Annotated in this window: 15 protein-coding genes and 2 tRNA genes; 8 read left to right on the top strand and 9 right to left on the bottom strand. The window is 66.9% G+C overall.

The features are described from left to right. Positions 1-24: 24 nt before the first annotated feature. Positions 25-1,506 carry a L,D-transpeptidase family protein gene (locus ACZ2G3_RS08135; protein ID WP_470398980.1) on the bottom strand — a complete coding sequence of 494 codons (1,482 nt, stop codon included), beginning with the start codon at positions 1,504-1,506 and terminating at the stop codon, positions 25-27. A gap of 448 nt (positions 1,507-1,954) precedes the next feature. Between ACZ2G3_RS08135 and mepK the strand changes: the two genes are divergently transcribed. Both mepK and ACZ2G3_RS08125 read left to right on the top strand, forming a co-directional pair. Continuing rightward, entirely contained in the window at positions 1,955-2,515 is a 561-nt protein-coding gene (gene mepK / locus ACZ2G3_RS08130) for a peptidoglycan L,D-endopeptidase MepK (protein ID WP_419267747.1), read from the top strand. 151 nt (positions 2,516-2,666) lie between these two features. Further along, positions 2,667-3,254 carry a TetR/AcrR family transcriptional regulator gene (locus tag ACZ2G3_RS08125; RefSeq protein WP_470398977.1) on the top strand — a complete coding sequence of 196 codons (588 nt, stop codon included), beginning with the start codon at positions 2,667-2,669 and terminating at the stop codon, positions 3,252-3,254. Here the strand turns inward: ACZ2G3_RS08125 and ACZ2G3_RS08120 are convergent. Then, on the bottom strand, positions 3,251-3,868 hold the full coding sequence (locus tag ACZ2G3_RS08120) for a TetR family transcriptional regulator C-terminal domain-containing protein (protein WP_470398976.1): 618 nt from the start codon (positions 3,866-3,868) through the stop codon (positions 3,251-3,253). The genes ACZ2G3_RS08125 and ACZ2G3_RS08120 overlap by 4 nt on opposite strands. A 245-nt stretch (positions 3,869-4,113) precedes the next feature. Here ACZ2G3_RS08120 and ACZ2G3_RS08115 point away from each other — a divergent pair, with 245 nt between their 5' ends. The 6 genes from ACZ2G3_RS08115 (at position 4,114) to ACZ2G3_RS08090 (ending at position 10,460) form a co-directional block, all read left to right on the top strand. Beyond that, positions 4,114-5,379, top strand: coding sequence for an allantoate amidohydrolase (locus ACZ2G3_RS08115; protein WP_470398975.1), 1,266 nt, complete (start codon positions 4,114-4,116; stop codon positions 5,377-5,379). Between the two features lie 98 nt (positions 5,380-5,477). Beyond that, positions 5,478-6,929 (top strand): dihydropyrimidinase, encoded by a 1,452-nt coding sequence (gene hydA / locus ACZ2G3_RS08110; RefSeq protein ID WP_470398973.1) that lies wholly within the window; start codon positions 5,478-5,480, stop codon positions 6,927-6,929. A 7-nt stretch (positions 6,930-6,936) separates the two neighbouring features. After that, positions 6,937-7,704, top strand: a complete 768-nt coding sequence (locus ACZ2G3_RS08105) for an ABC transporter ATP-binding protein (protein WP_470399084.1) — start codon at positions 6,937-6,939, stop codon at positions 7,702-7,704. Beyond that, positions 7,697-8,611, top strand: coding sequence for an ABC transporter permease (locus tag ACZ2G3_RS08100; protein ID WP_470398971.1), 915 nt, complete (start codon positions 7,697-7,699; stop codon positions 8,609-8,611). The genes ACZ2G3_RS08105 and ACZ2G3_RS08100 overlap by 8 nt, the downstream gene beginning before the upstream one ends. Continuing rightward, positions 8,608-9,441, top strand: a complete 834-nt coding sequence (locus tag ACZ2G3_RS08095) for an ABC transporter permease (RefSeq protein ID WP_470398969.1) — start codon at positions 8,608-8,610, stop codon at positions 9,439-9,441. Before ACZ2G3_RS08100 ends, ACZ2G3_RS08095 begins: the two co-directional genes overlap by 4 nt. 35 nt (positions 9,442-9,476) lie before the next feature. Further along, on the top strand, positions 9,477-10,460 hold the full coding sequence (locus tag ACZ2G3_RS08090) for an ABC transporter substrate-binding protein (protein ID WP_470398967.1): 984 nt from the start codon (positions 9,477-9,479) through the stop codon (positions 10,458-10,460). A 48-nt stretch (positions 10,461-10,508) separates the two neighbouring features. Here the strand turns inward: ACZ2G3_RS08090 and ACZ2G3_RS08085 are convergent, their stop codons facing one another. From ACZ2G3_RS08085 to tig, 7 genes are all read right to left on the bottom strand, one after another. Beyond that, positions 10,509-13,631 (bottom strand): efflux RND transporter permease subunit, encoded by a 3,123-nt coding sequence (locus ACZ2G3_RS08085; RefSeq protein ID WP_470398966.1) that lies wholly within the window; start codon positions 13,629-13,631, stop codon positions 10,509-10,511. 11 nt (positions 13,632-13,642) lie between these two features. Next, a complete protein-coding gene (locus ACZ2G3_RS08080; RefSeq protein ID WP_470398964.1) occupies positions 13,643-14,770 on the bottom strand; it encodes an efflux RND transporter periplasmic adaptor subunit in 1,128 nt (375 codons plus the stop codon). 248 nt (positions 14,771-15,018) lie between these two features. Then, positions 15,019-15,093, bottom strand: a tRNA-Val gene (locus ACZ2G3_RS08075). 71 nt (positions 15,094-15,164) lie between these two features. Beyond that, on the bottom strand, positions 15,165-15,740 hold the full coding sequence (locus ACZ2G3_RS08070; RefSeq protein WP_470398962.1) for a histidine phosphatase family protein: 576 nt from the start codon (positions 15,738-15,740) through the stop codon (positions 15,165-15,167). A 22-nt stretch (positions 15,741-15,762) separates the two neighbouring features. Then, positions 15,763-15,836: transfer RNA gene (locus tag ACZ2G3_RS08065), tRNA-Gly, on the bottom strand. Between the two features lie 41 nt (positions 15,837-15,877). Further along, positions 15,878-16,300 carry a DUF1489 family protein gene (locus ACZ2G3_RS08060; RefSeq protein WP_470398960.1) on the bottom strand — a complete coding sequence of 141 codons (423 nt, stop codon included), beginning with the start codon at positions 16,298-16,300 and terminating at the stop codon, positions 15,878-15,880. A gap of 154 nt (positions 16,301-16,454) precedes the next feature. Beyond that, the gene (gene tig / locus ACZ2G3_RS08055; RefSeq protein WP_419267795.1) at positions 16,455-17,789 is read right to left on the bottom strand and encodes a trigger factor; all 1,335 of its coding nucleotides are present in this window, start codon (positions 17,787-17,789) and stop codon (positions 16,455-16,457) included. Positions 17,790-17,950: the final 161 nt, after the last annotated feature.

Below are 17,950 nucleotides of genomic sequence, written 5' to 3'. Positions count from 1 at the left end.
TGTCACAAAGGAGGGGGCAAAGGCTCAGCCTGCCGCAGCCGCACCTTCCGCCTGCAGCACCTGCCAGATGCGGGCATCCCGGCCATAGATGTCGTCCAGCAGCCGCACCCGGCCCGAGGCGTCCGGCCAGGCGGTGAAATAGACCAGGTGGACCGGCACGGCGGGACGCAGCTTCAGCCAGGTCTCGCGGCCGCTGTCGCGGGCCCGGGCATAGACGCCGTCCGGATCGTCGGTCTGGCGCGACAGCAGCGCATGGGCCAGGTCGACCGGATCGCCGATGCGGATGCAGCCGTTGGAATAGGCGCGGACGGCATTGCCGAAGAGGTGCTTGGTCGGCGTGTCGTGAAGATAGATGTTCCAGGGGTTCGGGAAGATGAACTTGACCGCGCCCAAGGCATTGTCGTCACTGGGCTTCTGGCGCAGCCGGAAGGGGAAATTGGCGGCCGTGTACTGGGAAAAATCGATCCCGTCGCGCGACAGGACGCGCCCGCCCCGGTCCACCACGTCCAGGTGAGAGACGGCATGCCGATCCGCCCGCAGCTTTGGCAGGTAGTCCCGCACCGCGATCGAGCGCGGGACGTTCCAGCTGGGATTGACGACCAGGTTCGACATCATCTCGCTGAATTCGGGCGTGCGCATGTCCGACGTGTCCTTGCCCACCACGCTGCGGGTACGGAACACCTCCTGTCCGCCCTCGACGATGGTGGTCGAGAATTCGGGGATGTTCACCCAGACATGGCGCGCATCCAGATCCTCGCCCGCCATCCAGCGCAGCCGCTCCAGCGCAACGATGATGGCGCGCCGACGCACGCCTTCGACCGAGGGGCCGTCGCCGTTCAGCATGGCGATGGTGCGGGGGCCTGCGACACCGTCATCGGGAAGGCCAGCCGCCCGCTGATAGGCGGCGACGGCACCCGAGAGCGCCATGTCATAACGGGTCGGATCCTGAGCATCACTGCCGAAACCGATCGCCCGAAGGCGCGCGCGCAGCGGCACCACCCCCTGCCCCTGCATGCCCACCCGCCACAATGCCTCCGGCGCGCGCGGCATGTCCGCCGGAGCCACCAGGTCCTCACGCCCGGCCAGGGCCTCCTGCAGGGCCAGATAGGCAGGATGCCGGGGGGCCGCCTCGGCAAAGACAGTCGCAGGGTCGGACGCCTGCTGCAGGCGCGTCAACAGGTCGGGAATCGAGGGGCGATGCGGCTCGCGCTTGATCTCGGGATCGGCACTGGACGGGGTCAGGACGCCGCCGGTCAGGTCGCGCAGCAGCTTTGCCGCCTGCCGGGCATATGCGATTTCATCCGACAAGGCCGCCGGACGATCCGAGAGCGTCTGCGGCGCATAGCGTGCCGAGGGAATCCCGTGCCGGGGCATCGAATCGATTGCGGCCTTCAGGGCGGCCCGCCGGGGGGCATTTTCGCTTCCCAGGAACAGCGGGCTGAGCCCGTTGGCGCCGTAGAAGGCCGCCAGATCCGGGTCGTCGGCCACAGCACGCGCCAGTTCCATCTGCGGCGCACTGAAATGGAGGCGTGGCGCCGCTGCAACGCCCAAGGATGCGGCACGATCCTGGGCACCGACGGGCAGCGCCGCGCTGACGGATGCAACCCCAAGTAGAATCGCCAGAAAAACCCCAGACCGCCTCTTGGCCATGTCCCACCTATCCAATTCTTCGCTCACTGTCCCATATTTCGCCTGCAGCCGCCACATCACATCCCCTTGATCCTGCAGCCGATTTTATTTCGTTGCCCATGCGCCACAGCTGCGGAACCGATTTGTCACAGCCTTGGCATTTCGGCGAAAAGCTGCCGAAAAACGCGTGGTTCCAACGCAACCCAGCAGAATCTGTTTCTTGACGCACAGTCTTTTGACATAATGTTCACAAGTCGGGGATAAACCACGACATGCCGCGATGCGTCGCGGGCTTTAAAAAACGAAGCAGGACAGGCGATCTGACATGACAATGGACCTTATCTCCCGTCGCGGCATTCTTGGTGTCTTCGCGGCCACCTCGGTTGTGGCGGCTCCGGTGATGGCCAATGCCTTCGGGTTTCTTCGCGGCGCAGGCGACATGCGGCGGGTCCGGATGTATTCCGGACGGACCGGCGAAAGCCTTGACACCGTCTACTGGGTGGACGGCAAGTATATTCGCGAATCCTTGAACGAGATCAACATTTTCATGCGCGACTGGCGCACGGGTGAAGTGATCGGGATCGACCCGCGCACGGTTGATGTCGCGGCGGCCTCGGCCCGGCTGCTGCAGACCAACGAACCCTACATGATGCTGTCGGGCTATCGCTCGCCCCGCACCAACGCGATGCTGCGCCGCCAGTCCAGCGGTGTGGCCCAGAACTCCCTGCACATGACCGGCAAGGCCGCCGACCTGCGGCTGAAATCGCGCTCGGTCGGGCAGATGTACCAGGCGGCCATGGCCTGCCGCGCCGGCGGCGTCGGCCGCTACAGCCGTTCCAACTTCGTGCACATGGACTGCGGTCCGGTCCGCTCCTGGGGCAGTTGATCTTCGACGCACAGGCTGATGCCCGAAAAACGCTTTCTGCCTCGCGGTGGATGGCGTTTTTTACTTTCTGCCCCAAGGCCGTCCGGGCTTGTGCCCGAGTGACGCAAAAGGCATCTACGTCCTTGTAACATTCTCTCACGATCGGACCTGCATGAGCCTTCTCCAATCCCGTCGCTTCAAGACCGCCAAGAAGATCCAGGCCGCGGCGGTGGAGCTTGCGGTCCGTGACGGACTGGCCAATGTCACGACCGAGGCGATTGCGCGGCATGCCGAGATCAGCACCCGCACCTTCTTCAACTATTATCCCTACAAGGAAGCGGCCTTGATGGGCCCGCCCCCGGATTATCCGCCCGAAGCCTCCGAGACCTTCGTGGCCGGCAAGGGCCGGCTGATCGACGACCTCTCGGCACTGATCGAGGCGCATCTGATGCGCTTTCTGGACGAGCGCGAGATGATCGGCCACATGCTGGCGCTGAGCAGCAGCGACCCCAAGCTGGAGGCACTGCTGAACAGCACGATGCTGGCGCGCCGGGCGCAGATGCGCGCGCTGCTGCACCGCCGCCTGCCGGGCTCGGACGAGCGCCTGATCGAGATCCTGGCCGCCGCGATCATCGCGGCCACCAATGCCGCGACCAAGGATTGGGTGGCGGGCACGCGCGATGACTTCATCACCGCCGCGCGCGAGAACATCGCCCTGATCCTGACCGCGGCCGAGATGCTGGACAAGCCGGCCGCCTAGGGCGTCAGCAGCTTTCGGTAAAGCGCGTCCAGAAAGGCGCCGCCTTCCTGGATCGGGTCTCTGCCGGGACCCAGGACTGCGCGGACCTGGATCTCGAAATCAGCATAATGCTGCGTCATTGCCCAGATGGAAAAGATCAGGTGACGCGGATCGGTGCGCGCCAGCTTGCCCTGATCCATCCAGCCTTCCAGCACGGCCACCGCACGCTCGACGATCTCGCGCAGGCCACCGCCCAGGATCTGGGTCAGGTGAGGGGCGCCCTGCAGGATCTCATAGGCGAAAAGGCGGCTTTCCCGGGGAAAGTCCCGCGACATCTGCAGCTTGGCCTGCACATAGCCCAGCACCTCGGTCAGGGGGTCCCCCTCGGCGTCGATCTGCTGCATGGGGGCCAGCCACATGTCCAGAAGCGTGGTCAGCAGCGTCTTGTGGATGTCGTCCTTGGAGGCGAAGTAATACAGCACGTTCGGCTTGGAGAGTCCGGCCAGCCGCGCGATCTGGTCGATCGTCGCACCCCGGAAGCCGTTGGCCGAAAAGGCCTCCAGCGCGCTTTGCAGGATCAGGTCTCGGTTCTTCTGCTGGATCCGTGTCATCGGGGGCACCGTCGCGTCCGTCATCGCCCCTCCTGCTGCGGCCTGATCCGAATTTGGGCAGTTCCGTTCCATTTGTCACGCGCCCTGTCAGGAAGCTTGACTGACATCCGCCCCGTGCTAGCGTCATTCTGACCGTTTGGTCAAGAATGCGCCGGAAAGATCCGCCCTCGACCCGGATGCCGTCCGGAACAAAGCGGCCGGGCCCTGCGGCGCAACCCATCAAGCCTATCCTGCGACAGAACGGGAAGGCCAGACAGGAAGGACGAAGGATGAGCGACGACGGCGCCGTGATGGTGGCTGCGAACATGACGGTCGACGGCGACCGGCTGTGGGACAGCCTGATGGAGATGGCGCAGATCGGCCCCGGCATCGCGGGCGGCTGCAATCGCCAGACCCTGACGGATGCCGATGCCGAGGGTCGCACCCTGTTCCGGCGCTGGTGCGAGGAGGCCGGGATGACCATGGGCCTCGACAGGATGGGCAACATGTTCATGCGCCATGACGGCGCCGAGCCCGACCTGGACCCCGTCTATGTCGGCAGCCACCTGGACACCCAGCCCACGGGCGGCAAATATGACGGCGTTTTGGGGGTGCTGGCGGGGCTGGAGGTCATCCGCTCGATCCGCGACCTGGGCATCCGGACGCGGCGGCCCATCGTCGTGACGAACTGGACGAACGAAGAGGGCGCGCGTTTTGCTCCCGCGATGCTGGCCTCGGGCGTCTTTGCAGGTGTGCTTACCGAGGATTATGCCAACAGCCGCACCGATGCGGAGGGCAAGCGCTTTGGCGACGAGTTGGACCGGATCGGTTGGCGCGGAGAGGAGGCTCCGGGCGATCGCAGGATCCACGCAATGTTCGAATATCACATCGAGCAGGGCCCGATCCTGGAAGCCGAGGGCAAGCAGATCGGCGTCGTCACGCATGGCCAGGGGTTGTGGTGGCTGCAGGTCACGCTGACCGGCAAGGATGCGCATACCGGATCGACGCCGATGGAGATGCGGGTCAACGCAGGCCTTGGCATGGCGCGGATCATCGAGGCGGTGCACCGCATCGCCATGGACCATCAGCCGAATGCCGTGGGGGCTGTGGGTCAGGCGAACCTGTTCCCGAACAGCCGCAACGTGATCCCCGGCAAGGCGGTGTTCTGCATCGATTTCAGGTCGCCTGACCTGGAAAAGCTGACGGCGATGCGCTCGAGGCTGGAGGCCGAGGCGGCCGAGATCGCGCGGGGCCTTGGCCTGGGCATCGAGATCGAGCCGGTCGGGCATTTCGACCCGGTCACGTTTGATCCGGACCTGGTCGACAAGGTCCGCAATGCGGCCGAAAGGCTGGGCCTGAGTCACATGGATATCGTGTCAGGCGCGGGGCATGATGCCTGCTGGATCGCCAAGGTCGCGCCGACCGTGATGATCATGTGCCCCTGCGAGGGCGGGCTGAGCCACAACGAGGCGGAGGCGATCACCCCGGCATGGGCCAAGGCCGGCGCGGATGTGCTGCTGCATGCGGTGCTGGACGCTGCCGAGATTGTCCGCTGAGCCGGTCAGGGAACCATATGCCCGCATGACGCGGACGGGCGCCCGGGGGTTCACCCCACGGACCCCAAGGAATTTGCACAACGAAGAAGAGGGATGCCATGAGCACGGTCATCAGGGGCGGAACCATTGTCACGGCGGATCTGAGCTATGCAGCGGATGTGCTGATCGAGGATGGCAGGATCACGGCGATCGGTCAGGGGCTGACGGGCGACAGGGTTCTGGACGCCACGGGCTGCTATGTCATGCCGGGCGGGATTGATCCCCACACGCATCTGGAAATGCCCTTCATGGGCACCTATTCCGCCGATGACTTCGAGAGCGGCACGCGGGCGGCGCTGGCGGGCGGCACGACCATGGTGGTGGATTTCGCGCTGCCTTCGCCAGGCCAGGGTCTGCGGGACGCGCTGCAGATGTGGGACAACAAGTCGGGCCGTGCGCATTGCGACTACAGCTATCACATGGCGGTGACCTGGTGGGGGCAGCAGGTGTTCGACGAGATGCAGGCGGTGGTGGATCGCGGCATCACCAGCTTCAAGCATTTCATGGCCTACAAGGGCGCGTTGATGGTGAATGACGACGAGTTGTTCGCCTCGTTCCGCCGGGTGGGCGACCTGGGCGGCATCGCCATGGTCCATGCCGAGAACGGCGATGTGGTGGCGGAGCTCTCGGCACGGCTGCTGGCCGAGGGGAACACCGGCCCCGAGGCGCATGCCTATTCCCGCCCCCCGCAGGTCGAGGGCGAGGCCACGAACCGCGCGATCATGGTGGCCGACATGGCGGGCGTGCCGCTGTACGTGGTCCATGTCAGCTGCGAGGACAGCCACGAGGCGATCCGCCGCGCGCGTGCCCAGGGCAAGCGCGTCTGGGGCGAGCCGCTGATCCAGCACCTGACCCTGGACGAATCCGAATATTTCAACACCGACTGGGACCACGCCGCGCGTCGCGTGATGTCGCCGCCCTTCCGCAACAAGATGCACCAGGACAGCCTCTGGGCCGGATTGCAGTCGGGCAGCCTGTCGGTGGTGGCGACCGATCACTGCGCCTTTACAACCGACCAGAAACGCACCGGCATCGGCGACTTTACCAAGATCCCCAACGGCACCGGGGGCCTGGAGGACCGGATGCCGATGCTGTGGACGCATGGGGTCGGCACGGGGCGGCTGACGCCGAATGAGTTCGTGGCCGCGACCTCGACCAACATTGCCAAGATCCTGGGCATGTATCCGAAAAAGGGCGCCGTGCTGGTCGGGTCGGATGCCGACCTGGTGGTCTGGGACCCCGAGGCCGAAAAGACCATCAGTGCGGGCAGCCAGCAATCGGCGATCGACTACAACGTCTTCGAGGGCCAGCAGGTCAAGGGCCTGCCGCGCTTTACCCTGACCCGCGGTGTGGTGGCCGTGACCGAGGGCAAGGTCGACAGCCGCGAAGGGCATGGCGAATTCGTCGCGCGCGAGCCGCGCGGCACCGTCAACCGGGCGCTGAGCGCCTGGAAGGAACTGACCGCGCCGCGCCCCGTCCCGCGTGGCGGTATTCCGGCAAGCGGGGTCTGAGTTGAGCGTGATCGAAGCCCAGGGCGTCAGCCTGACCTTCCAGACCGCGGACGGCCCGGTCCATGCGCTGAAGGACGTGAACCTCTCCGTCGCCCCCGGCGATTTCGTCAGCTTCATCGGCCCGTCGGGCTGCGGCAAGACCACCTTCCTGCGCAGCATAGCGGCGCTGGAGACCCCCACCGGCGGCGCCCTGCGCGTGAACGGGATGGAACCGGACGCGGCGCGGCGGGCGCGGGCCTATGGCTATGTCTTCCAGGCGCCGGGGCTCTATCCCTGGCGCACCATTGCGGGCAACATCTCGCTGCCGCTGGAGATCATGGGCTTTTCCCGCGCCGAACGGGCCGAGCGCGTGGCCCGCGTCATGGACCTGGTCGAACTGTCGGGCTTTGGCGGCAAGTTTCCCTGGCAGCTGTCGGGGGGCATGCAGCAGCGCGCCAGCATCGCCCGCGCCCTGGCCTTCGACGCCGACATCCTGCTGATGGACGAACCCTTCGGCGCCCTGGACGAGATCGTGCGCGACCGGTTGAACGAGGCGCTGCTGGCCCTGTGGCGCAAGACCGGCAAGACCATCGGCTTTGTCACCCATTCGATCCCCGAGGCGGTCTATCTCTCGACCAGGATCGTCGTGATGTCGCCCCGCCCCGGCCGCATCACCCGCGTGATCGACAGCCCCCTGCCCCCGGAGCGCCCGCTGGAGATCCGCGACACGCCGGAATTCATCGCCTTGGCCCACGAGGTCCGCGAGGGGCTGCGCGAAGGGCACAGCTATGACTGACGCGGTCCTGAACGCCCCGGTGGCACGGCGGCTGCGGCTGCCGACGGGGGACCTGCTGCCGATCCTGACCGTGCTGCTGGTGATCGTCGGGGTCTGGTATCTGGGCGCGATCCGCATGAACGCAGCCTGGGAACGCGATCAGGCAGCCCGCGCGGGGGTGGAACTGACCCTGCCCGACCTGGTCGCGCGCACGCTGTCGCAGGACCGGCCCGTCCTGCCCGCGCCGCACCAGGTGGCGGTGGGGCTGTGGGAGGGGGTCGCGGGCCAAGCCATCACCTCGCGCCGCAGCCTGGTCTGGCATGCCTGGGTGACGCTGTCGGCCACGCTGGCGGGCTTCGCGATGGGCACCGCGGCCGGCATCCTGCTGGCGGTGGGGATCGTCCACAGCCGCAGCATGGACCAGTCGGTGATGCCCTGGGCCGTGGCCAGCCAGACGGTCCCGATCCTGGCCATCGCGCCCATGGTCATCGTGGTCCTGGCCAGCGCAGGCGTCACCGGGCTTCTGCCCAAGGCGATCATCGCGGCCTGGCTGTCGTTCTTTCCGGTGCTGGTCGGCATGGTCAAGGGGCTGAGGACGCCCGACGCGATGCAGCTGGACCAGATGCGATCCTGGAGCGCCAGCCGCGCGCAGGTCTTTCTGCGGCTGCGGCTGCCCTCGTCCCTGCCCTACCTCTTTGCCAGCCTCAAGGTGGCGATCGCGGCGGCGCTGGTCGGCACGATCGTGGGCGAACTGCCGGCCGGTGCCACGGCGGGCCTTGGGGCGCGGCTGCTCTCGGGCAGCTATTACGGGCAGACGGTGCAGATTTGGGCGGCGCTGTTCGCGGCGGCGATCCTGGCCGCCGCGCTGGTCGCGCTGATCGGGCTGATCGAACGCGCGACGCTGAAGCAGATGGGGCTGTCCCGATGAGCGCGCTGCCGATCCTGGGCGTCTGGCTGGGCGGCCTGGCGCTGAACATCTGGCTGGCACGGTTCGAAACCCGCGCCACCCGCACCCTGGTCGCGGTGATCTTTGGCGCCACTGTCATCCTGCTGTGGGAAATGATCGTCCGGATCTATGCCGTGCCCGCCGTGATCCTGCCCGCGCCCAGCCAGATCGCCGACAGCTTCGTGGCCAACCGCGGCATCCTGTGGACGGACTTCGTGCAGACGATCCTGCGCGGCGCCCTGACCGGCTGGCTGATCGGGGCGGGGGCGGCGGTGCTGACCGCCATCGCCATCGACCGCAGCCCCTTCCTGCAGCGCGGGTTGCTGCCCATCGGAAACTTCGTCGCCGCCCTGCCCATCGTCGGCATCGCGCCGATCCTGGTCATGTGGTTCGGCTTTGACTGGCAGTCCAAGGCCGCCGTGGTCGTGGTCATGGTCTTCTTCCCGATCCTGGTGAACATGGTGGCGGGCCTTAAGGCCACCGACGCCATGCAGCGCGACCTGATGGCCAGCTGGGCCGCCCCCTATGGCGCCGCCCTGTGGAAGCTGCGCATGCCGGCCGCCATGCCGTTCCTGTTCAACGGGCTCAAGATCACCACGACGCTGGCGCTGATCGGGGCGATCGTCGCGGAATTCTTCGGCAGCCCGACGCGGGGCATGGGGTTCCGGATCTCGACCGCGGTGGGGCGGCTGGATCTGCCGCTGGTCTGGGCGGAAATTGTCGTAGCGGCGCTCGCGGGAACGCTGTTCTATGGGCTTGTCGCGCTGATCGAAAAGAAGGTGACGTTCTGGCACCCGTCGCAGCGCATATGAACGGGGCCGATGCCCCTCAACAGGAGAGTTAGGGAATGAAACGACTGATGATCTCGGCGGCGGGGCTGGCGCTGATGGCAGGGGCGGCCCAGGCCGAGGACCTGACGCTGCAGCTGAAATGGGTGACGCAGGCCCAGTTCGCGGGCTATTACGTGGCCCAGGACAAGGGCTTTTACGAGGAAGAGGGCCTGGACGTCACCATCCTGCCGGGCGGGCCGGACATCGCGCCGACGCAGGTCCTGGCGGGCGGCGGGGCCGATGTCATCGTCGAATGGATGCCCGCAGCCCTGGCCGCACGCGAAAAGGGCCTGCCGCTGGTCAACATCGCGCAGCCCTTCAAGGCCTCTGGGATGATGCTGACCTGCCTGAAGGAAAGCGGGATCGAGGACCCCAAGACCGATTTCGCGGGCAAGACCCTGGGCGTCTGGTTCGCGGGCAACGAATACCCGTTCCTCAGCTGGATGAACACGCTCGGCCTCTCGACCGAGGGCGGGCCCGAGGGCGTGACCGTCCTCAAGCAGGGCTTCAACGTCGATCCGCTGCTGCAGAAGCAGGCGGCCTGCATCAGCACCATGACCTATAACGAATACGGCCAGGTTCTGGACGCGGGCCTGTCCGAGGACGACCTCGTGACCTTTAAATACGAGGATCAGGGCGTGGCCACGCTGGAGGACGGGCTCTACGTGCTGGAAAGCACCCTGGAGGACCAGGCCAAGGTCGATGCCTTGGCCCGTTTCGTCCGCGCCAGCATGAAGGGCTGGGACTATGCCGCCCAGAACCCCGAGGAAGCCGCCGAGATCGTGCTGGAGAACGACGAATCCGGCGCCCAGACCATCGAGCATCAGACCCGCATGATGACCGAGATCGCCAAGCTGCTGGAAGGTTCGGACGGTCGGCTGGCCGAGGCGGATTACCAGCGCACGGTGGATATCCTGCTGTCGGGCGGATCGGACCCGGTGATCCAGGCCGCGCCCGAAGGGGCCTGGGTCCCGACGGTGACGGACGCCGCCTTCAACTGATCCCGGACCTCGGATCGGGAAAGGGCCGCCCCAGGGGCGGCCCTTTTGCTATTCCGCCGGCGCCGTCCGCGCCCGCTTCGTCTTTTGCCGCGAGGTCCGGCGCAGGCGGCGGCGGCCGTCCCAGGCCAGCAGCGTCGGCGTCAGCAGCAGCGTCACAGCGGTGGCGACCACCAGCCCGCCCGCGATGCCGGTGGAGAGCTGGATCCAGAACTGTCCCGAAGGCGCCCCGAAATAGAGATCGCGGCCCACGAAGTCGATCGTCATGCCCATCACCATCGGCAACAGCCCGATCACCGTGGTCGAGGCGGTCAGCAGCACCGGCCGGAAGCGTTCTGCCGCCGCGCGCCGGGCGGCACGGTCGGGGTCCAGGCCGTTGCCGATATGTTCGTTATAGGCATCGATCAGCACGATGTTGTTGTTCACCACCACCCCGGCCAGCGCCATGATGCCGATGCCGCTCATCACGATGGAAAAGGCCTCCTGCCGGATCATCAGGCCCAGGAACACCCCCGCGATCGAAAAGATGATCGCCGTCAGCACCAGGAAAGCCTGGTAGAAGCTGTTCATCTGGATCAGCAGGATGGTGAACATCAGGAAGATCGCGGCAACAAAGGCCCCCATCAGGAAGGTCATCGCCTCCTCCTGGTCCTCGATCTCACCGCCAAAGCTGACCTCGACGCCCTCGGGCAGGTCGGCCTGGTCGATGGCGGCGGCGATCCGGTCAAGTTCGGCCTGCAGCGTCGTCCCCGGCGCCAGATCGGCGGTCAGGGTCTGCGTCTCCCGCGAGGCGATGCGGGTGATGGCCGCGGGCGCGGGCGCCGGCACGATCTGCACTACGTTCGAGATCGGGACCTGCCCCGAGGGCACGGTCACCCGCAGCGCCGACAGGTTTTCCAGGTTCCGCTGCTCGGGCGGATAGCGCAGCGCGATATCCACCTCGTCATCGGCGAAATCGGGCAGATAGGTGCCCAGGTTCACGCCATTGGTCAGCAGCCGCACAGCCGTGCCGATGGTGTCCATGTCCACGCCATAGCGGGCGGATTCCTCGCGGTCGACGACCAGGCGGATCTCGGGATTGGGACGCGGCGTGTCATTGGCGATGTCGACGAAGCTGCCCATTTCGACCATCATCCGCTGGATCGCCTCGGCCGAGGCCTGAAGATCGGCGCGGTTGGTGGCGGACACCTCGATCTGGACCGGGCGGGACGCCGCCGGACCCGAGGCCGCGGCCTCGATCTGGATGCCGATGCCGGGCACTTGCGAGGCGGCCTGGCGCATCCTCTCGATGACCTCGTCCGACCCCGCCCGCAGGCGCCAGTCGGTGAACTCGACCTGGATCTGGCCGATCACGTCGCTGGGCAGGCTGGACCGGACCCGCTCCTCGACTGAGCCGATGGTCCGGGTATAGACCCTCTCGACCCCGTCAAATCCCAGCAGCTGGCGTTCCACCAGCCGCACCAGCTGATCGCTTTCCATGACCGACAGGTTGCCGTTGGCGGTCACCTGCACCTGTGCGCGTTCGGCATCGGTTTCGGGAAAGAACTCGACCCCGCGACCCAGCTGGCCATAGGCATAGAACACCACCAGCAGCATCAGGATCGACAGCCCCAGCGAGGCGCCGGGCCGCGCGATGGTCCAGCGCGAGAATCGGTTCATCACCGAGGGCACGTCGTCGGTCTCGGGTTCGGGCGACATGTCCTCGCCCCCGCCGCCCAGGATGGTGCCGGTGACCGGCACGAAGATCAGCGCCATCACCAGCGACATCAGCAGCGTGGCGATCATCGTGGCGGGCAGGTAGAACATGAACTGCCCCGCCAGTCCCGGCCAGAACAGCAGCGGAAAGAACACCGCCAGCGTCGTCGCGGTCGAGGCGATGATAGGCCAGGCCATGCGCTGCGCGGCCATCATGAAGGCCTGGACCTTGCCATGGCCCTTGGCGATCAGCCGTTCGCCCAGTTCCACGACGACGATGGCCCCGTCGACCAGCATGCCCACGACCAGGATCAGCGCGAACAGCACGATCACGTTCATGGTGTAGCCCAAGGCCCAGATGATCAGGATGCCGCCCAGGAACGACCCGGGGATCGCCACCGCCACCAGCAGCGAGGCGCGCACCCCCAGGAACAGCACCGTGACCAGCATCACCAGCACCACGGCGGCGATCACGTTGTTCTGCAGGTCCGACAGCAGGTCGCGCATCTCCTTGGACTGGTCATTCATGAAGACGATCGAAACCTGGTCGGGCCAGTCGGCCGAGGTGTCCTGCACGATCGCGCGGACCGCCTCGACCGTGTCGATGATGTTGGCGCCGGCCGACTTGCGCACGTCGATGGCCAGGGCGGGCCGGCCGTCGATGCGGGCAAAGCTGGTCGGGTCCTTGAAGGTCTGGCGCACCTCGGCCAAGTCCTGCACGCGCAGCACCGTGGGGCCGTTCACCAGGACGGGGATCGACATGATCTCGTCGATCTGAACCACGGTTCCGGGGATCGACACGCCAAGCCGCCCCGCGCCGGTGTCAAAGGCGCCCACCGCGATCAGCTGGTTGTTGGCCTGCACCGCCTGCGACAGCTGCCCCGGCGAGATGCCGTAGGTCTCCATCGCCAGCGGATCGACCAAGATCTCCAGCTGGTCTTCCCGCTCCCCGGTCAGGTCGGCCTGCAGGACGCCGCTGACCGTCTCGATCCGGTCGCTGAGGGCACGGCCAAGGCGGATCAGCTCGCGTTCGGGCACCTGTCCCGACAGGGCAACGGTCAGGATCGGAAAGGTCGACATGTCGATTTCGCGCACGAAGGGCCCGTCGGCGGCCGGCGGAATGTCCGGCTCGGCATCGTCGACGGCATCCTTGACCGATTGCAGCGCGGTGTCCTGGTCAAAGCCAGGTCGGAATTCCAGCGTGATCGAGGCAAAGCCTTCGGAGGCCACCGTCTCCATCCGCCGCAACCCGTCCAGCGCGTTCACCTTGCGCTCCACCGGCTCGGCCAGGAGCTTGGCGGCATCCTCGGCCGCGACGCCGCTATAGGTCACGTTGACGATGAAGATCGGAATATCGACCTCGGGCATCGATTCCTTGGGGATCGTGACATAGGCCATGAAGCCCGCCGCGATCAGCGCCACCATGGTCAGGATGATGGTCCGGGCGCGGGAAAAGGCGGCGGCGATCAGGGCGTTCATCGCCGTCCCCCTCAGTCGGCCGGCACGGGCGCGCGCGCCTCGGCGGCATTGGCGGCACCCAGCAACGCTGCGGCATCCTGCCCCGGGACGGGCATGGCCGCATCCATCGCCGCGTCGCCGGCCTCAGCCCCATCGCCGCCCAGCACACTGCGGAATTCCTCGGGCGTTTCGCTGATCCGCGCCTTCTGCCCGTCGTTCAGCGCGCCCTGCGAGATCGTGACAAGCCGCGCCTCCTCGGGCAGTCCGCTGACCCAGACCGCCTCGGCCAGCGCCTGAACGATCTCGATCGGCTGGAAGCGCAGCGTCTCGCCATCCTCGTCGACGGTAAAGACGCCGATCCGGCCCGCGTCATCCAGCCGGATCAGCGCCGGAGAGATGCGATGCGCCCGCTGCTCCTCCATGGGCAGGGAGATCTCGGCACTCAGACCGGCGGGGATCTGGCCATCGGGGTTCGGCACCTCCAGCTCGACGCGGAAGGTGCGCGTCTCCGAGGTCGCAACGGGCGCGATGAAGCTGACAACCGCCTCGGCCTTGCGCCCGCCCTGGAAGGTCACCTGCCCCACCTGCCCCAGCTGAACCGAAGTGATCTCGCTCTGGCGAACCTCGATCTCCGCGATCAGGGGGTCGTTGTTGACCATCTCCAGGACCTCGCCCCCCGGCTGCACGAAGCTGCCCAGATCGGCGATCACGCGGCTGACCGTGCCGGTGATCGGCGCCACCAGGCGGGTGTTCTGCAATTCCAGTTCGGCCGCCCGCAGGTCGGCCCGTGCCGATTCCAGCGCCGCGAAACGCGACTGCAGCTCGGCCTCCGAGGTGACGCCCCGCTCGCGCAGCTGGCGCGCGGCGTTATAGTCGCGCTCGGCCGACCGCAACTCGGCCTCGGCCCGCGCGATGCTCGCCTCGCGGTCATCCGCCGACAGGCGCGCCAGCTGGTCGCCCGCCTGCGCCTCGTGTCCCTGGCGGACCACCTCTTCGACGATGCCGCCCGTCCGGGCCCGCAGGATCGACGTCTGGTTGGGAACCACATTGCCGAACAGGACGGTGCGCGGCCGGATCACCTCGGCGGTGCTGAGGCTGGCCGCGACATTCGGCACCGGCACCACGACCGGTTCGGCCACCGGTGGCGGCTGGCGGTTCATCATCCCGCCTCCGATCCAGAAAACCAGGAATCCCAGGATCGCCAGAAAAACCAGCGTCGAAGAGGACAGTAAACGCGACATCGTCATCCAGTTCTGCGGGTCACGGCGGATGGCTCGGCCGCGCGTTGCGGGCCAAAGGGGCCATTGCGAGGGGTGCCCCCTAGATGGCAACCGGGCCGCCTTCGTTCAACCGCCCGCGCCCTGTCGGCGCTGCACCGCCAGATCAAATTCGCGTCGCTGCAGGCGTCTGGTAGCCCGTGACAGATTCGAACTGCCGACCGGCCCGGTGTAAACGGGACGCTCTACCACTGAGCTAACGGGCCATCGCACCACGCGACCTGCGCAGCATTAAGCTGGCGGAATGCAACTTGGCAAGGACAAAAACCCGTGCAGCTCAGTCCAGATCGTCGGGATGCCTCAGCATCAGGCACTGGCCGCGCCGGACCAGATGCACCGCGCCCTGGCGCAACTCGCCCTCGGCCAGCCGCGAGACCGGCCGCGACAGGGCCAGCACCCGCAGCATGCGCAGGGTGATCCCGTGGCTGACGATCAGCGTGGGTTCCGTCAGTGTCGCCAGAAACTCGCGGCACCGCCGCGCCAGCGCCGCCAGACCCTCTCCCTCCGGGCAGCGGTCGTACCACCCCAGCGGAGGCCCCGTGAACAGGTCCGGATGATCCCGCTGCAGATCCGCCAGAAGGCAGCCCGCAAAACGGCCGATCCCGATTTCGGACAGGCGCGGATCGATGGCAAAGCCCGCAGCGCCAAAGACCTGCTCGGCTGTGCGCAGCGCCCGCCCCTGCGGACTGGACAGGCGCCGGCCCGCAACATCGCGCACCAGGTCGGCCTGCCACCCGGCCTGCCGCACCCCCAGTTCGGACAGCGGCGCGTCAAGGGCGCCCTGCAACCGGCCTTCGGCATTCCACAGCGTCTCACCATGCCGCATCAGATAGAGATCAGGCAGGTCACGCATGAGGAAACGGGTATCGGGGGATTGGAGCGGGTGAAGGGAATCGAACCCTCGTCGTAAGCTTGGGAAGCTTCTGCTCTACCATTGAGCTACACCCGCCTTGCTGTTCGGGTAGCCCAAGCCGCGCGCAGCGTCAAGCCTCAGCGCAGGCCCATCTCGGCCAGCGCGGCCGCAATGGAGGGCGGCAGCGGCTCCTCGGCGGCCCGGCTGCGCGGCAGGTCGGGCGGGGCATCGTCCGCGGCCAGATAGCGCCAGCCCTGGAACGGCCGGCGCGGCACCGCGGTGATCCGGACCAGGTCGCGGTCCAGCACCAGGCCGCAGCGCAGGATGCCATCCCCGCCCTCGATCCGCTCCAGCGACAGGATGCGCTGGCGCGCCAGCATCGTGCCCTTGAACACCCAGAAGATGGACCCCCCGGCCAGCAGCTCGGCCTCGCGCTTGGGCCACATGCGGGTGACATGCATGGCCGGGCCGGCGCCAAAGCGCTGCGCCTGCCAAGCGGCCAGATCCTCGGGCGCCTCGGCGCCGACACAAAGCTTCATCAGGTGCAGGGTCGCTTCCATGGCCCTGACCTAGTGCGCCCCGCGCCCCAACTCAAGGGATCGTGACGCCGCTTTCCTGGCGCGATCACCTCCGCCCGAGGCACGCCCCGTCATGACGAAAAAGGGCCGCATCGGATGATGCGGCCCCCTGTTCAGTTCCAGCCTCGGGCCGGGATCACAGCTCGTCCAGCGCCTCGACGGCTTTTTCCAGCTCTTCCTTGGTCACGGTCTTTTCCTCGACCTTCGCCTGCTCGGCGATGTGGTCGACGACCTTGTCCTCGAAGATCGGCGCGCGCAGCTGCTGCTGGGCGCCCTGGTTCTGCTGGATGAACTCGAAGAACTGACGCTCCTGCCCCGGATACTGACGGGCGGCGCGCAGGACGGCCTGGGTCATCTCCTGGTCGGTCACGGTCACTTCGGCCTTCTGGCCGATCTCGGCCAGCAGCAGGCCAAGGCGCACCCGGCGCTCGGCCAGGGTCTTGTGCTCGTCCGTCGGCTCGATCGAGCCGTGGTTGTGGTCGTGAACCTCGGGGTTCTCCTCGTGCCACAGCTGGTGGGCGATCTGGGACGCCTCGGCCTCGACCAGCGATTCGGGCAGGTCGAACTTGACCTTCTCGTCCAGCTGATCCAGCAGCGAACGCTTCATGACCGCGCGCGCGGCGCCGGCATATTCGGCCTCCAGGCGTTCGGCGATCTGCTTCTTCAGGCCGTCCAGGTCTTCGGCGCCGAACTTCTTGGCCAGTTCGTCGTCGATCTCGGCTTCCTTGGGGGCCTTCACGGCCTTGACCTTGCATTCGAAGGTCGCGGCCTTGCCGGCCAGGTGCGGGGCGCCGTATTCCTCGGGGAAGCTCACCTCGACCTTGACCTCGTCATCGGCCTTGGTGCCGACCAGCTGGTCCTCGAAGCCGGGGATGAAGCTGTTCGAACCCAGGACCAGCGGATAGTCCTCGGCCTCGCCGCCCTCGAAAGCCTCGCCGTCGACAAAACCCTTGAAATCGATCACGACCTGATCGCCATCCTTGGCCTTGCTGCCCTTGCGGCGGTCCTCGAAGGACTGCGACGATTTCGCCAGATTGGCCAGCGCCTCGGTGATGGCCTCTTCCTCGGCCGGCACGGACAGCTTTTCCAGCGACAGCGTGGTCAGGTCGACCTCGGGGATCTCGGGCAGCTTTTCATAGGACACGTTGACGACGACGTCGTCGCCCTCTTTCCAGCTGTCGCCGTTCACCATCTCGACCTTGGGCTGGGTCGCCGGACGGTCGCCCGAGCTTTCCAGGTGCTCGCGCAGCGCGCCGTCGATGGCGTCCTGCATGGCTTCGCCCAGGATGCGCGGGCCGAACTGCTTCTTCAGCATGGCCATCGGGACCTTGCCCTTGCGGAAGCCCTTCATCTCGACTTCGGGCTGCGCCTCTTTCAGCTTGGCGTCGACCGTGGTGGCCAGCTCGGCGGCGGGCAGCGTGAACTGGTAGCCCCGCTTCAGACCTTCGTTCAGGGATTCCTTGACCTGCATCATCGTCCTCATAGCAAGAAGGGCCCCCGATCCGTCGGCGGCCTGAAAATTTCCGCCGTTCTAGTCGCCGTGGCCCCTGCCTGCAAGCAGATAGCACCGGCAGGCGCTGGAACATCCCGGCCGGGACGCTATGCTGCGCCCCGACCGATCGCAGGAGACGC

The sequence above is a fragment of the Paracoccus sp. KKT209 genome (assembly GCF_055635455.1).
The sequence above is the reverse complement of the archived record's forward strand: the minus strand, read 5'-3'. Positions and strand labels throughout refer to the sequence as shown.

Excerpts from the sequence above, each read along its gene's own strand:
- ACZ2G3_RS08135 (WP_470398980.1), bottom strand. The coding sequence starts at position 1,506 with ATGGAACTGGCGCGTGCTGTGGCCGACGACCCGGATCTGGCGGCCTTC.
- mepK (WP_419267747.1), top strand. The coding sequence starts at position 1,955 with ATGACAATGGACCTTATCTCCCGTCGCGGCATTCTTGGTGTCTTCGCG.
- ACZ2G3_RS08125 (WP_470398977.1), top strand. The coding sequence starts at position 2,667 with ATGAGCCTTCTCCAATCCCGTCGCTTCAAGACCGCCAAGAAGATCCAG.
- ACZ2G3_RS08120 (WP_470398976.1), bottom strand. The coding sequence starts at position 3,868 with ATGACGGACGCGACGGTGCCCCCGATGACACGGATCCAGCAGAAGAAC.
- ACZ2G3_RS08115 (WP_470398975.1), top strand. The coding sequence starts at position 4,114 with ATGAGCGACGACGGCGCCGTGATGGTGGCTGCGAACATGACGGTCGAC.
- hydA (WP_470398973.1), top strand. The coding sequence starts at position 5,478 with ATGAGCACGGTCATCAGGGGCGGAACCATTGTCACGGCGGATCTGAGC.
- ACZ2G3_RS08100 (WP_470398971.1), top strand. The coding sequence starts at position 7,697 with ATGACTGACGCGGTCCTGAACGCCCCGGTGGCACGGCGGCTGCGGCTG.
- ACZ2G3_RS08095 (WP_470398969.1), top strand. The coding sequence starts at position 8,608 with ATGAGCGCGCTGCCGATCCTGGGCGTCTGGCTGGGCGGCCTGGCGCTG.
- ACZ2G3_RS08090 (WP_470398967.1), top strand. The coding sequence starts at position 9,477 with ATGAAACGACTGATGATCTCGGCGGCGGGGCTGGCGCTGATGGCAGGG.
- ACZ2G3_RS08085 (WP_470398966.1), bottom strand. The coding sequence starts at position 13,631 with ATGAACGCCCTGATCGCCGCCGCCTTTTCCCGCGCCCGGACCATCATC.
- ACZ2G3_RS08080 (WP_470398964.1), bottom strand. The coding sequence starts at position 14,770 with ATGAACCGCCAGCCGCCACCGGTGGCCGAACCGGTCGTGGTGCCGGTG.
- ACZ2G3_RS08070 (WP_470398962.1), bottom strand. The coding sequence starts at position 15,740 with ATGCGTGACCTGCCTGATCTCTATCTGATGCGGCATGGTGAGACGCTG.
- ACZ2G3_RS08060 (WP_470398960.1), bottom strand. The coding sequence starts at position 16,300 with ATGGAAGCGACCCTGCACCTGATGAAGCTTTGTGTCGGCGCCGAGGCG.
- tig (WP_419267795.1), bottom strand. The coding sequence starts at position 17,789 with ATGCAGGTCAAGGAATCCCTGAACGAAGGTCTGAAGCGGGGCTACCAG.